The sequence below is a fragment of the Rhodopseudomonas palustris BisB18 genome (assembly GCF_000013745.1).
Classification (GTDB): Bacteria; Pseudomonadota; Alphaproteobacteria; order Rhizobiales; family Xanthobacteraceae; genus Rhodopseudomonas_A; species Rhodopseudomonas_A palustris_F.
Genome location: NC_007925.1, coordinates 4978571 through 4992182 on the forward strand (window position 1 = coordinate 4978571; position 13612 = coordinate 4992182).

The 13612-nt window shown below is 65.8% G+C and carries 8 protein-coding genes; 6 read left to right on the top strand and 2 right to left on the bottom strand.

Annotated elements, in window-relative coordinates; all coding sequences use genetic code 11:
• Positions 1-128 precede the first annotated feature (128 nt).
• Positions 129-944 carry an SDR family NAD(P)-dependent oxidoreductase gene (locus RPC_RS22430; RefSeq protein WP_041803205.1) on the bottom strand — a complete coding sequence of 272 codons (816 nt, stop codon included), beginning with the start codon at positions 942-944 and terminating at the stop codon, positions 129-131.
• A 393-nt stretch (positions 945-1337) separates the two neighbouring features.
• Between RPC_RS22430 and RPC_RS22435 the strand changes: the two genes are divergently transcribed.
• The 5 genes from RPC_RS22435 (at position 1338) to adhE (ending at position 10937) form a co-directional block, all read left to right on the top strand.
• The gene (locus tag RPC_RS22435; RefSeq protein ID WP_011474880.1) at positions 1338-2192 is read left to right on the top strand and encodes a xanthine dehydrogenase; all 855 of its coding nucleotides are present in this window, start codon (positions 1338-1340) and stop codon (positions 2190-2192) included.
• 180 nt (positions 2193-2372) lie between these two features.
• Positions 2373-4037 (top strand): B12-binding domain-containing radical SAM protein, encoded by a 1665-nt coding sequence (locus RPC_RS22440; RefSeq protein WP_011474881.1) that lies wholly within the window; start codon positions 2373-2375, stop codon positions 4035-4037.
• A gap of 25 nt (positions 4038-4062) precedes the next feature.
• Entirely contained in the window at positions 4063-4842 is a 780-nt protein-coding gene (locus RPC_RS22445) for an enoyl-CoA hydratase/isomerase family protein (protein WP_011474882.1), read from the top strand.
• Positions 4843-4966: 124 nt separating this feature from the next.
• The gene (locus RPC_RS22450) at positions 4967-8080 is read left to right on the top strand and encodes an ATP-binding protein (protein WP_011474883.1); all 3114 of its coding nucleotides are present in this window, start codon (positions 4967-4969) and stop codon (positions 8078-8080) included.
• Between the two features lie 202 nt (positions 8081-8282).
• Positions 8283-10937 (top strand): bifunctional acetaldehyde-CoA/alcohol dehydrogenase, encoded by a 2655-nt coding sequence (adhE, locus tag RPC_RS22455; RefSeq protein ID WP_011474884.1) that lies wholly within the window; start codon positions 8283-8285, stop codon positions 10935-10937.
• A gap of 107 nt (positions 10938-11044) precedes the next feature.
• Here adhE and RPC_RS22460 read toward each other — a convergent pair whose 3' ends face one another.
• Positions 11045-12553 (bottom strand): helicase HerA domain-containing protein, encoded by a 1509-nt coding sequence (locus RPC_RS22460; RefSeq protein WP_011474885.1) that lies wholly within the window; start codon positions 12551-12553, stop codon positions 11045-11047.
• A gap of 157 nt (positions 12554-12710) precedes the next feature.
• Between RPC_RS22460 and RPC_RS22465 the strand changes: the two genes are divergently transcribed.
• Positions 12711-13559, top strand: a complete 849-nt coding sequence (locus RPC_RS22465) for a class I SAM-dependent methyltransferase (RefSeq protein ID WP_049766153.1) — start codon at positions 12711-12713, stop codon at positions 13557-13559.
• The last annotated feature ends 53 nt before the right edge of the window (positions 13560-13612 follow it).

The window sequence follows — 13612 nt, forward strand, 5'->3', positions numbered from 1 at the left end:
CGGAGCGTGCTGCAGCACAATGAAAACACGTAGTGCGCGACACGGGTTTTGGAACGCATTGATTTAGCGCAAATATTCACGAGCAAATAAGCGCCGGCGTTCTATTACCACTCACTAGGAGCAAAACGTCACACGTGCTGCCCGCCATTGATGTGGATCTCCTCGCCGGTGACATAGCTCGCAGCATCCGAGCACAGGAAGAACATCACCTTGGCGACTTCGTCGGGAGTACCAATCCGCCGCATCGGGATGGTCGGCGCCAGCCGCGCCTCGGTTTCCGGCGACAGGATATCGGTCTTGATCTCGCCCGGCGCGATCGCGTTCACCCGGATACCATAAGGCGCGTAGTCGTGGGCCATCTCCCGGGTCAGACAGGCCAAAGCGGCTTTCGACGTCGCATAAGCGGTGCCGGCAAACGGGTGCACCCGGGAGCCGACGATCGAAGTGACGTTGACGATCGAGCCGGAACCGGCGCGTAGCTCGTCGAACAGCCCCTGCGCCAACAGGATCGGCGCCAGCAGATTGACGTGGAACACGCCCATCCAGGTCTCGACCGGGGTGTTCAGCGAGGTCAGCCGCTCGCCTTCCAGACCTTTCGGCGAAATCGCGGCGTTGTTGATCAGCGCGTGCAGCGGCGCGCCGCCGAGCCGCTCCTTCAGCGCGGCGATCGCCCGCGGCAAGGCGCGGTAATCGCCGAGCTCGATCTCGACGTGATCCTCGACGCCGGTCGCCCACGGACAGCGCTCGTCGTTGAAGGGCTGCCGCGAACAGGTAACGATCCGCCAGCCGGCCTCCGAAAACAATTTGCCGGTGGCGTGGCCGATGCCGCGCGAGGCGCCGGTCAGCACCAGGGTCTTCTGCTTGCCGCTGCGACTGTCGCGCTGATCGTTATGGAACGGGCAAGCCCCGATCCCTGCGGCCGGCGGCGCGCCGGGGTGGCGCAGCTCGGTCGCACCGGGGTGCTGAAGCTCCGCAGATCCCGGGTGGCCGAACTCCGCAGACCCGGGATGGTGCAACTGTGACGTCGAAGACCCGCTGACGCTTCGCAATGAAAGTCTCCATCGCCATCGGGCTTGGATGGCCACATCGGGCTTGCAGGAAATGGGCCAGGCCTGTTCAGACTGATTGTCGCAATCACAGCGCCTGCAATGTCGTCTGTTCGACAGTCAGTGGCGCGTCCGAAACATTGCCGGCGTTGCTTTCTCGACAAATTCGCCGCGCCGTTCGGCCGGAAAGGTGCTGGGCGGCCCCCGGGGGCATCTTGACGGTCCTGTGACGGCTGGTCCGTGTCTTGCTTTGAGCGCTGCGGAAGTTGGAATGGGCCTTGGGTGACGCGAATGCATCGACCAGCCGACCACAGAAAAAAGCGCTTCGCCATCGTCCTCGGGACCAATGAGGTCGCCTCCGCCGTGGCGGTGTACCTGCATCGCGCGGATTTCGGCGTGGTGCTGTCCAACGACCCGGACTTTCCGGTGATCCGTCGCAAGATGGCCTTCGCGGATGCGCTGTATCGCGACGACGTCAAGGTCGAGGAGGTCCGCGGTGAGCGGGCCGACGACGGTATGCAGGTATTCAAGGGTCTGCGCACATTCGACCGCGTATCGGTGACCCGGCTCGGCCTCGCTGACCTGCTGCCGGTCGGCGCCATGGACGTCCTGGTCGACGCCCGGCTGCAGCAGCACCGCACCACCCCCGACCTGCATCGGCTGGCAAAATTGACGATCGGAATCGGCGCCGGCTTTTCGGGCAGCACCAATTGCGACGTCGCGGTCGACGCCCCGCCCGAGCGCTGCGCCGGGGTGCTGCATGACGGCTGGACCGCGGGCGCCACCTCGGCCGACGCCGCCGAGGCTGCGAACCAACGCTTCGGATATGCGCCGAGCGCCGGCCGCTGGCGCACCGCGGTGGAGATCGGTGCGCCGGTGCTGCGCGGCGCCGTGCTCGGCCTGCTGACAGGCAACCCGCATCGCGCGCCATGCGATGGCGTGGTGCGCGGCTTGATCCGCGACGACAGCGACGTGCCGGCCGGGGCCCGGCTGCTGGAGATCGATCCGCGCGGCCGCCACGCGCAATGGACCGGGATCGACGAGCGCGGACGGAGCATTGCCAAGGCGGTGCTGGACGCCGTGCAGCTGCGCAGCGAACGGCCCCGCGCCCTGATCGCCGCCGCCGCTTCGCATCCCGCGGTCTGACCGCCGACTTCGCGTATCACTGCTATTTATTACCACGGTAGGCGGGTGGAACCGACAAACCGCCGGTACCGACAGATTGCAAGCGACTTGCAGCCGCGCGGCGCTATGCTACGCTATCGTCAGTGTCTGCTAACAGACCGCAGCAGTTGGCGTCATAAGGCGTCATAAAGAGAGTTCGCCATGGGGGGGAGCGTCACTGCCGGTTTCGGCAAGGCGGAGCCGCGGCCGCAGGTCGGGGCCGCACAGCCGCTGAAAATCCTGTTCCTGCATCCGAAGACGCTGGTGGATTCCTGGCCGGTCCCGATCGACACGTTGGGCGAAATCGTCAAGTTTCCCAGCGCGGTCTATCCGGTGCTCGCCGCCACCATCAAGGATCTCGCGGTCGAGACAAAATTCCTCGACGGCTATGTGGCGCGGATCTCGCTGCCGGAGTATCGCGCGCGGCTGCGCTGGGCCGACGTGATCGCGATTTCCTGCATGTCGCCGCTGAAGGCGCTCGATACCGAACTCACCATCAAGCTGGCGCGCGAGGTCAATCCCGCGGTGAAAATCGTGGTCGGCGGCAATCACGCCACCGCCTGGCCGGACCGTTGGATCGACGCCGGTGTCGATTTCGTGGTGACCGGCGAAGGCGAAGCCGCGTTCCGGGCGCTGATCGAGGCGCTGATCGTCGGGGCTGCTGCGTTCGACGCCGTCCCCAACCTGTGCTGGCGCGACGGCGACGTGTGCCGGCGCTCGCCGCTGAAGGCCGAGCCGACCGACCTCGAAGCCGCGCCGATGCCGGACTGGAGCGGTTTTGACCTGCGGCCTTATGGCCTGGGCATGAGCAATGGGTTCGGCGCCGCGGTGGAGATTTCCCGCGGCTGCCCGCATCGCTGCGATTTCTGCAACATCAACACCTTCTGGAACTACAAGCAGCGCTACAAGTCGGTCGACAAGGTGATCGCCGAACTGCAGGCGCTGAAAGCGGCCGGCGTCGGCGAGTTCATCTTCACCGACGACAATTTCGGCGGCGACGAGCGCAAGACCGTGGCGCTGCTCAAGGAGATGATCGCCCACCGGCTCGATTTGCGGTTCGGCTGTTTCCTGCGCGGCGACACCGTGCATCGCAACCCGGATTTCGCCCGCCTCGCGCACCAGGCCGGGATGCGGTTCTGCATGATGGGAATCGAAACCCTCGATGCCGAATGGCTGAAGAGCCATCGCAAGGGCGTGCGCGCCCATGATGCGATCGCCATGTACAACAAGATCTACCGGACGCTGCGGGCGCAGGGCATCTTCGTGGTCGGGCTGTTCATCATCCCGGCACAACGCGGCAAGGCGCGCTACGTCAAGCCGACCGGGATCGTCTGCGACTATCAGTTCACCGCCGACCTGGTGGCGCTGCGCGGCAGCGCCCTGTTCGCGCAGCACGCCGAGGCCGACACCGTCTCCAAGGACATGTTCTACCACGACTGGAACCTGTCGAGCATCCTGGTCGACGACCGCGCCGAGCAGCGCAGCGGCAAGTCGTTCTTCCACACCGTGCGCGAGAACCTGTCGTTTCATGCGTTGCGCCAAGCCTTTGCCGGCTCGCCGGTGGCGCGGCGGTTTCGCTGGCGGCCGCTCTGGATTCTGCTCGAGCGCGCCATCTGCACCACACGCGCCGACGTCAAACGTTACCGGGTGGCGCGTTCGAAAGCTTTGACCATGCAGCAGAAGCAGGACTACGCTGTCGGCAGCGTGCTCGATCCGGCGCACATCGCCCGCCTGGCGCGCCGACGAGCGGTGTTGACACCGCTCGGACTGCGCACCAGCCTGTGGACCCGCGCGCATCATAGCCACAGCATCGCGGCCAGAGACTAATCGCAGGGACCGCCAAGGAGCACCGATGGATACGATCCTGGTCACGCGCTCCGGCAGAATTGCCACGGTCACGCTCAACCGGCCGGAAGCGCGCAACGCCATCAACGGCGCGATGCATCAGGAGTTGAAGGCGTTCTGGCCGGCGTTCGATCACGATCCCGAACTCGACGTGGCGATCCTGACCGGCGCCGGGCCGGACGCGTTCTGCGCCGGCGCGGATCTCAAGGAGTACATCCCGCAATGGCTGACGCGGTCGTTTCAGGACATCCGCGACAATGTCGATGACGGGCTCGGCGGCATCACCCGCGGCATCCGGGTGAAGAAGCCGGTGATCGCCGCGGTCAACGGCTGGGCGCTGGCCGGCGGCTTCGAACTGGCGCTGGCCTGCGACGTCCGCATCGCCAGCGCCACCGCGCGGTTCGGCAGCTTCGAGATTCACCGCGGCTTTCATCACGGCGACGGCGGCATCGTGCGGCTGGTCGCCAGCATCGGCGTGTCACGCACCATGGATCTTCTCTACACCGGCCGCGAAGTCAGCGCGCAGGAAGCCCACGCCATCGGCCTGGTGGCGCAGCTGGTGCCGCCAGGCGAACTGCTGGCGACCGCGCAGGCTTACGCCGCCAGACTGGTCGAAAAGAGTCAGGTCGCGCTGCATTCGATCAAGGAGACCGTGCTCGAAGTGGTCGGCAAGTCGATGGGCGAGGCTTTGAAAATCGAAGCGATCCTCGGCTATTCCAGCGGCGACGTCGCCCACATCCGCGAACAACTCAGGGAGTTTGCCGAGAAGAACGCCGTCAAAGCCTGAACCGCACCGACGATCGGCGGAACCCGCGCGACGCGAAGCCGGTGCATCATTGAACCTGTCCATCGTTCGAACAGACGCCTGAGCGACCCTGGTGCGTTGCGCGCCAGGCCGGAGCCGTTTCGACATGCTGACTTGTCCAGACTGTGCCGTGACCGTGCAGCCCACGCAGCGGTTCTGCGCCAATTGCGGGATCGCGCTGTCCGCAGCCAAACCGGCGGCCAGACCCGCCGCGACGCCGGACATTGCCGAACACCGGCAGCTGACGCTGATCTTCTCCGACATCGTCGGCTCGACCACCTTGACGGCGACGCTGGGCGCCGAGACCTATCGCGAATTGTTGCGCAGCTTCCGCGAGATCACCGCGCGGATCGTCAACCAGTATCAAGGCCAGCTCGCCCGCTTCGAGGGCGACGGCATGATGATCCATTTCGGCTTTCCGATCGCGCGCGAGGACGACGCGTTCCGCGCGGTGCAAAGCGGGCTCGATCTGCAGGAGGCGGTCGGCGTGCTCAACGAGCGCTACCGGCCGATCGGCGCCGGCGACTTCTTTCAGATCCGCATCGCCGTGCACACCGGCACGGTGATCGCCGGCGACATCCAGTCGGAAACCACGCGCGAACAGATGGCGATCGTCGGCGAGGCCGCCAACATCGCCGCGCGACTGCAGAGCCTTGCCAATCCCGGCTCCACCATCATCAGCCAGGACACTTACGATCTGGTCGGCGCCCGGTTCGATTGCCGCTATCTCGGCGCGCCGGCCCTCAAAGGCGTCGAACGCCCGATCAAGATTTACGAAGTGCACGTCGCCGAAGCCGGCGAAGAGCTGCGGCGCGGCCCGGCGCCCGGCCGCATGATCGGCCGCGAAAAGGAAATCGCCCGGCTGGAACACCTGTGGCAGCGCACGCTGACCGGCGAAAGCACCTTGGTGGTGGTGGCCGGAGAAGCCGGCGTCGGCAAATCGCGCTTGCTGCGGGAATTGTTCGCCGCGCTCGGCGACCAGAAATTCCTCAGCATCGTGCTGAAATGTTCGCAGCTCTATCAGCAGTCCGCGCTGCATCCGTTCGTGCACTACCTCACCGACACGCTCGGCCTGTCGCGGGTGCCTCGCGCCGAAAAGTTCGATCGACTGACGGGCGCCTTGCGGCTGCGCTTCGCCGACCCGTCCGAGCACATCGCCATCCTGGCCAACGTGCTGTCGGTGCCGCTGCCGGAAGGCTATGTGCCGGCGCGGGATTATACGCCGCAGCAGGAGAAGGCCCGGTTCCAGGAAATCCTCACCGCCTGGCTGCTGCGCGAGACCGAATCCCAGCCGGTGCTGCTGGTGGTCGAGGATATGCACTGGGCCGATCCGTCGTCGATCGAATTGCTGACGGCGATCCTGCCCAAGCTGAACAACGCCCGCACCTGCGCGATCATGACGTTCCGCGACGATTGCGACCGCACCTGGATCGACCGGCTGCAGCCGCGGCTGATCCCGCTGCAACGGCTCGACCCGCACCAGACCACGGACCTGATCCTGGAGATCGCGCACGGCCGCTCGCTCAGCAGCGAAATGCTGGAAACGCTGAGCGCACGAACCGACGGCGTGCCGTTGTTCATCGAGGAGATGACCCGGCTGGTGGTGGAGAGCGAGCTCGCCGAGGCCGCGGAGGGCAAACAGCCGCTGCCGTTGACGTTGCCGGCGACGCTGCAGCAATCGCTCAACGCCCGGATCGACCGCGCCGGCGCCAACCGCGAAATCCTGCGGCTGTGCGCTACCATCGGCCGCGAGTTCGACCATGACATGATCGCCGCGGTGTGGGACGGCGATCCGCGGTTGCTGTCGTCCGAACTCGACAAGCTGACCGAGGCCGGCATTCTGGAGCCCTCGGGCCTACCGCCGCGGCGCAAATGGCTGTTCCGCCACGCGCTGATCCAGGAGAAGATCTACGAGTTCGGGCTCTCGGCGCACCGCCGCGCGGCGCACGCCAAGATCGCCGCCGCGATCGAGGCCCGGCTGCCGGCGATCGCCGCCGACAATCCGGAAATTCTGGCGCACCATTATCTTGAAGCGCGGATGCAGGCCAACGCCTTCCCGTTCCTGCGCAAGGCCGCCGAACAGGCGATCCAGCGCTCGGCGCACCGCGAAGCGGCGCATCACCTCAACGCGGCGCTGAAGATCGTCGCCGCGATGCCGGCGAGCACGCAGACCGCGGCGCAGAAACTGCAGCTGCTGTTGCAGGCCGGCGTAGTGCAGACCGCGCTCGGCGGCTATGCCTCGCCGGAGGTCGGTCACAGCTTCGAGCAGGCGCGCGAACTCAGCCGCGGGCTGGATCTGTCGGTCGGGCTATTCCCGGCGTTGCACGGGCTGTACCGCTACTATTTCGTCCGCGCCGATCTCGACGACGCCTCCGAACTCGCCGTTGAACTGCTGTCGATCGCCGAGACCAGCGGCGATCCCGGCCTGCGGCTGGAGGCCCATCGCGCAGCGGCCAACTGCGCGTTCCAGAAGGCCGAGTTCCGCCGCGCCGCCAACCATTTCGACATCAGCCTCAGCCTGTACGACGATCGGCAGCATGCGTCGCATCGCCACACCTTCGGCGTCGATCCGTTCGTCGGCGCCTCGTCGATGGCGGCGATGAACGCGCTGCTGCTCGGCGACGCCGGCACTGCCACGCAATTGAATGCCCGCGGCGTCGCCAAGAGCGAGGAACTCGGCCATCCGTTCACGCTGTGCTGGGCGTTGAACTACGCGCTGGTGCAGCTGCAACTGGCCGGACGGACCGACGACGTGAAGACGCTGGCGGAGCGAGTCAGCGCGCTGACCGCGCATTATCGCTTTCCATTCTGGCAGACCGGCGGCCTGATCATGCAGGGCTGGTGGCTGCATGCCACCGGAACCGACCGCGCCGCAGGTATTCAGATGATGACCCAAGCGGTCGACAGCTGGGAACGGCTCGGCGCGATCGCCTTTCATGCGTATTACACCTCACTGCTGATCGAGGCGCATCTGCGCGACCATGACGCCGTCGGCGCGGAAACCATTGCGCGCCAGGCCATCGCCACCGCGCAGCGCAAGGGCGAGACTTGGTGGATCCCGGAATTGCTGCGGCTGTTGGCCTCGGCCCGCGCGCTGGATGGCGCGGCCGGTGCCGAGCCGCCCGCGGCGATCATGGCTCAGGCGCTCGATCTGGCGCGGCGGCAATCCTCACGATTTCTCGAGCAGCGCCTGCTCGCGTCGCCGCTGCTGTGCGGCTAGGCCACGGAATTACCGCTGGCCATCCGAGGAGTGGTATCCCGAGGCCGCCCGATTGACTTCGATCAATTCCGCCGTCGAGAAGGCGTCTAGAATTCAATCATAACCGAAACGTCATTTTGTTATATAACAAGTGTGACAATCATCCTGGACCAAGTTCCAGATTCGTATTCACTCTTCCCTGCAATCACAATGGCGGTTGACCGTGACCTTATCTACCCCGTCCGACCTCGACAAATTGGTAGCGCGCGTCAAAGCCGCCCAATTGATCTTCGCTACCTATTCTCAGGAACAGGTGGACCTGATTTTCCGCAGCGCCGCTTTGGCGGCCTCCGACGCCCGGATCTCGCTGGCGCAGATGGCCACCGCGGAAACCGGAATGGGCGTCGTCGAGGACAAGGTGATCAAGAATCACTTTGCCTCCGAATACATCTACAATGCCTATAAGGACGATAAGACCTGCGGCATCATCGAAGTAAACGACGAAGCCGGCATCATGGTCGTCGCCGAGCCGATCGGACTGATCTGCGGCATCGTGCCGACCACCAACCCGACCTCGACCGCGATCTTTAAGGCGCTGATCTGCCTGAAGACCCGCAACGGTATCATCTTCAGCCCGCATCCGCGTGCCGCGCGCTCGACCAACGCCGCCGCCAAGCTGGTGCTGGACGCCGCCGTCGCCGCCGGCGCGCCGCCGGATATCATCGGCTGGATCGAAAAGCCGACGCTGGAACTGTCCAACGCGCTGATGCACCACCCAGCCGTCAACTTGATCCTCGCCACCGGTGGTCCCGCCATGGTGAAGGCCGCCTATTCTTCAGGCAAACCGGCGATCGGCGTCGGTGCCGGCAACACCCCGGTAGTGATCGACGAAACCGCGGATATCAAGCGGGCGGTAGCGTCGATCCTGATGTCGAAGACTTTCGACAACGGCGTGGTCTGCGCCTCGGAGCAATCGATCATCGTCGTCGACGAAGTGTACGACGCGGTGCGCCAGCGTTTCGCCACCCATGGCGGCTACATGCTGAAGCCCGCGGAATTGGACGCGGTGCGCCGGGTGTTGCTGGTCAACGGCAACGTCAATGTCGATATCGTCGGGCAATCGGCCGCACGCATCGCCGAACTCGCCGGCATCTCGGTGCCGCACGACACCAAGATCCTGATCGGCGAGGTCGAACTCACCCACACCTCGGAACCCTTCGCGCATGAAAAGCTGTCGCCGACGCTGGCGATGTATCGTCGCGCCGACTACACGCAGGCGGTGGCGGCGGCGGTGGAGCTGGTGGCGCTGGGCGGCATCGGCCACACCTCGGCGTTGTACACCGACCAGGACCTGCAGCCGGAGCGCGTCGCCGATTTCGGCACCAAGATGAAGACCGCGCGGATCCTGATCAACACCCCGTCGTCGCATGGCGGCCTCGGTGATCTGTACAATTTCAGCCTGGCGCCGTCGCTGACGCTGGGCTGCGGATCGTGGGGCGGCAATTCGATCTCCGAGAATGTCGGACCCAAGCACCTGATCAACAAGAAAACCGTCGCGAAGCGAGCCGAGAACATGCTGTGGCACAAGCTGCCGAAATCGATCTATTTCCGCCGCGGCGCCACCAGCGAGGCGCTGAAGGATCTCGCCGGCAAGAAGCGGGCGCTGGTCGTCACCGACGGCTTCCTGTTCAGCAAGGGCTACACCGACGACGTCATCCGGCTCTTGAAAAAGAACGGCATGGAGGTCGAAACCTTCTTCCAGGTTGAAGCCGATCCCACGCTGTCGATCATCAACAAGGGCGTCGAGATCGCACACGCCTTCAAGCCCGACGTGATCGTGGCGTTCGGCGGCGGCTCGCCGATGGATGCCGCCAAGCTGATCTGGGTGTTGTACGAGCACCCCGACGTGCAATTCGAAGATCTGGCGCTGCGCTTCATGGACATCCGCAAGCGGATCTACAAATTCCCCAAGCTCGGCCAGAAGGCGGAGCTGGTGGCGATTCCCACCACCTCGGGCACCGGCTCCGAAGTGACCCCGTTCGCGGTGGTGACCGACGACGCCTCCGGCATCAAGTACCCGATCGCCGACTACGAACTGACCCCCAGCATGGCGATCGTCGATGCCAACTTCGTGATGCATCTGCCGAAGTCGTTGACGGCGTTCGGCGGCATCGACGCGGTGGTGCACGCGCTGGAAGCCTATGTGTCGATCATGGCCAGCGAGTTCACCGACGGCCAGGCGCTGCAGGCGCTGAAGCTGTTGAAAGAGAATCTGCCGTCGGCCTATGTCAACGGCGCCAAGGATCCGGTGGCGCGCGAACGGGTGCATAGCGGCGCCACCATCGCCGGCATCGCGTTTGCCAATGCGTTCCTCGGCGTCTGCCACTCGATGGCGCACAAGCTGGGTGCCGCGTTCCACATCCCGCATGGCCTGTCCAACGCGCTGTTGATCTGCAACGTGATCCGCTACAACGCCAACGACAATCCGACCAAGCAGACCGCGTTCTCGCAATACGACCGGCCGAAGTCGCGGCATCGCTACGGCGAGATCGCCATCGCGCTGGGGCTGGACGGCGTCAACACCGCCGCCCGCATCGATCGGCTGCTGGAGTGGCTCGAAGGATTGAAGCGCGAACTCGACATCCCGGCGTCGATCCGGGAAGCCGGCGTGTCCGAGGCCGACTTCCTGGCCAAGGTCGATAACATCGCGGTGGAAGCGTTCGACGACCAGTGCACCGGCGCCAACCCGCGCTTCCCGCTGGTCTCGGAACTGAAGACTATCCTGCTCGACAGCTATTACGGCCGTGCCTTCAGCGAGGCGCACGAGGAAGACGAGGTCGTGACATTGTCGGTGGCGACGGCGAACGCCGCGGAATAGCCGAAGGCCCTCGGCCCCTTGCAAGGCCGCAAAGAATTCAACGCCCGGCGATCCATCGCCGGGCGTTGGCATTTCACACCCTGGATGACGGCGACATCAAGATCGCATCACACCGAGGGGGCGTCGCAGCCTTGCTCCGCCGCGGGCTCGTCGGCATTGGGATCGCCCGGCGCCGTGGCCCAGGCCAATTCGACCAGCGTCACGATGCGCCGGCCGGTGCCGTCGAGCTGGCACACGATCAGCCCCTGCTCCTCGATGTAGCTCAACAGCCGCCTCGCCCGGCGCAGCGAGTGCGAGCCATAGGCCCGCGCGATCGCCGCGTCGCCCGGGCACGGCCAGCCTTCTTTCGCGGCGCGCGCGATCATCATGAACACGCCCTGCATTTCCTCCGGCAGGATCGAGGCGCGGACCGCAACGTCCTGCCAGGCATCGTCGTCCGCGATGTCGGAGCCGAGCCCGGCGCGGGCGCGCGTCAGCATGTGGCGGAAGCCGGCCAGATCCGGCACGTCCGACCCCAGACCGTCGATCCGGCAGCGCACCACGAACTCCTGATACAGCACGCCGATCGGGCGGAACCCGGCGTCGGGTTCGGCCATCACCGCGCGCAGCACGCGGTCGACGCGCTCCTGCCGCTCCGCCAATTGCTCGGCGCTGACCGGCTGCTCCGCCGCCTCGGCGCGGCTTTCCAGCGCCGCGGACTTCGCCGCCATCAATTGCCCGAGCAGGTCGGGCTGGGAGCGGCGCTGCGGCCGCTGCGGCTCGGGCGGCGGCGCGGCGAGGATGATAGCGTGGGCTTCGCTGGAGGCTTCCGGCAGCGGCATCAATCGCGGCGTGGCGTTGCGCGGCTGGGTGGCGGTGGGACCGATGCGCAGCGCCAAAGAGCGGCGCGACAGCGCGGGGCCGAGCGCGATGAATTGGCCGCGCTCCAGATCGCGGAACGCGTCGGCCTGCCGCCGCTCCATGCCCAGCAGATCGGCGGCGCGCGCCATGTCGATGTCCAGGAAGGTGCGGCCCATCAGAAAATTCGACGCTTCCGCGGCAACATTCTTGGCGAGCTTGGCGAGGCGCTGAGTGGCGATGATGCCGGCGAGGCCACGTTTGCGGCCGCGGCACATCAGATTGGTCATGGCGCCGAGCGAGAGTTTGCGCGCCTCGTCGGAGACTTCGCCGGCGACGGCGGGCGCGAACAACTGCGCCTCGTCCACCACCACCAACATCGGATACCAGTGATCGCGCCCGACCTCGAACAGTCCGTTGAGGAAGGCCGCGGCGCGCCGCATCTGGTTCTCGGCATCCAACCCCTCGAGATTGAGCACCGTGGAGACGCGATGGATGCGGGCGCGCTCGCCGGCGACCTGCAGGCCACGTTCGGTATGCACCTCGGCGTCGATCACCAGATGGCCGAAGCTGTCGGCCAGCGACACGAAGTCGCCCTCCGGATCGATGATGGTCTGCTGCACCCAGGGCGCGCTCTGCTCCAACAGCCGGCGCAGCAGATGGGATTTCCCGGAACCGGAATTGCCCTGCACCAACAGCCGGGTGGCCAGCAGTTCCTCAAGGTCCAGCGTCGCCGCGGCCCCTGCCGCGGTGTGTCCCATCTCGATCGCAACCGTCATGTCGACTCAAAACCTCCCTGCGGAGAGCGGGCTTATCAACCAGGAGGCGGCGCGTCGAGCGGCCATGGCCGGCGCTGTGGATTCGCGCTAGCTTGCGCAGCACGCTTCGCTTGGCGCGACGCGCCGGGTTCCGTTGCCATCCAACCGAAGGCGCTCAATGCCGCGAACGACTGCACGGTTTTTTCTGCTCGGAGCCGCCTGCTTGATCGGCGTGACGTTGGCCTCACGCGCGGACGCCGCCGAACCGCAGCCGGGCGACGCCGCCGCGCTGCAGGCCGCGATCGATGGACCGCAGCGCAGCGCCCGCTTCATCGCGCGCGACGCGGTGCGGCACCCGGCGCAGGAATTGACCTTCTTCGAGATCACGCCGCGCGCCACGGTGATCGAGATCTGGCCCGGCGCCGGCTACTGGACGGAAATTCTCGCGCCCTATCTGCACGACCATGGCACGTACTACGCCGCGATCGAGCCGCGCAGTGCCGGCAGCGAAACCTCGCCCGACGCCAAGACGCCGTTTCAAATCAAGCTCGACGCCGACAAGGCGCTCTATGGCGCCGTCAAGCTCACCGAATTTGCGCCAAAAAATCCTGCGCCGATCGCCCCCGATGGCTCGGCCGATGTCATTCTCACCTTTCGCAACCTGCACAACTGGCTGAAACAGGGCAACGCCGACCAGGCGCTGGCGACGTTCTATCGCGCGCTGAAGCCTGGCGGCATCTTGGGGTTGGAGGATCATCGCGGCCAGCGCGACGTCGCGCAGGACCCGCGCGCGCTGGACGGCTATGTCCGGCAGGACTACGCGATCGCCTTGGTGCAACGCGCCGGCTTTGAATTCGTGGCTTCCTCCGAGATCAACGCCAACCCGAAGGACACCGCGAATTGGCCGAAAGGCGTCTGGACGCTGCCGCCGACCTTCTCGCTCGGCGATGTCGACCGCGACACATACGCGGCGATCGGCGAAGCCGACAATTTCGTGCTGAAATTCCGCAAGCCGCTGCGGCATTAAGCGCGGAGGTCGTCATGGTCGGGTCCAGGCGCAGCACGCGCCGCCAAACGCCG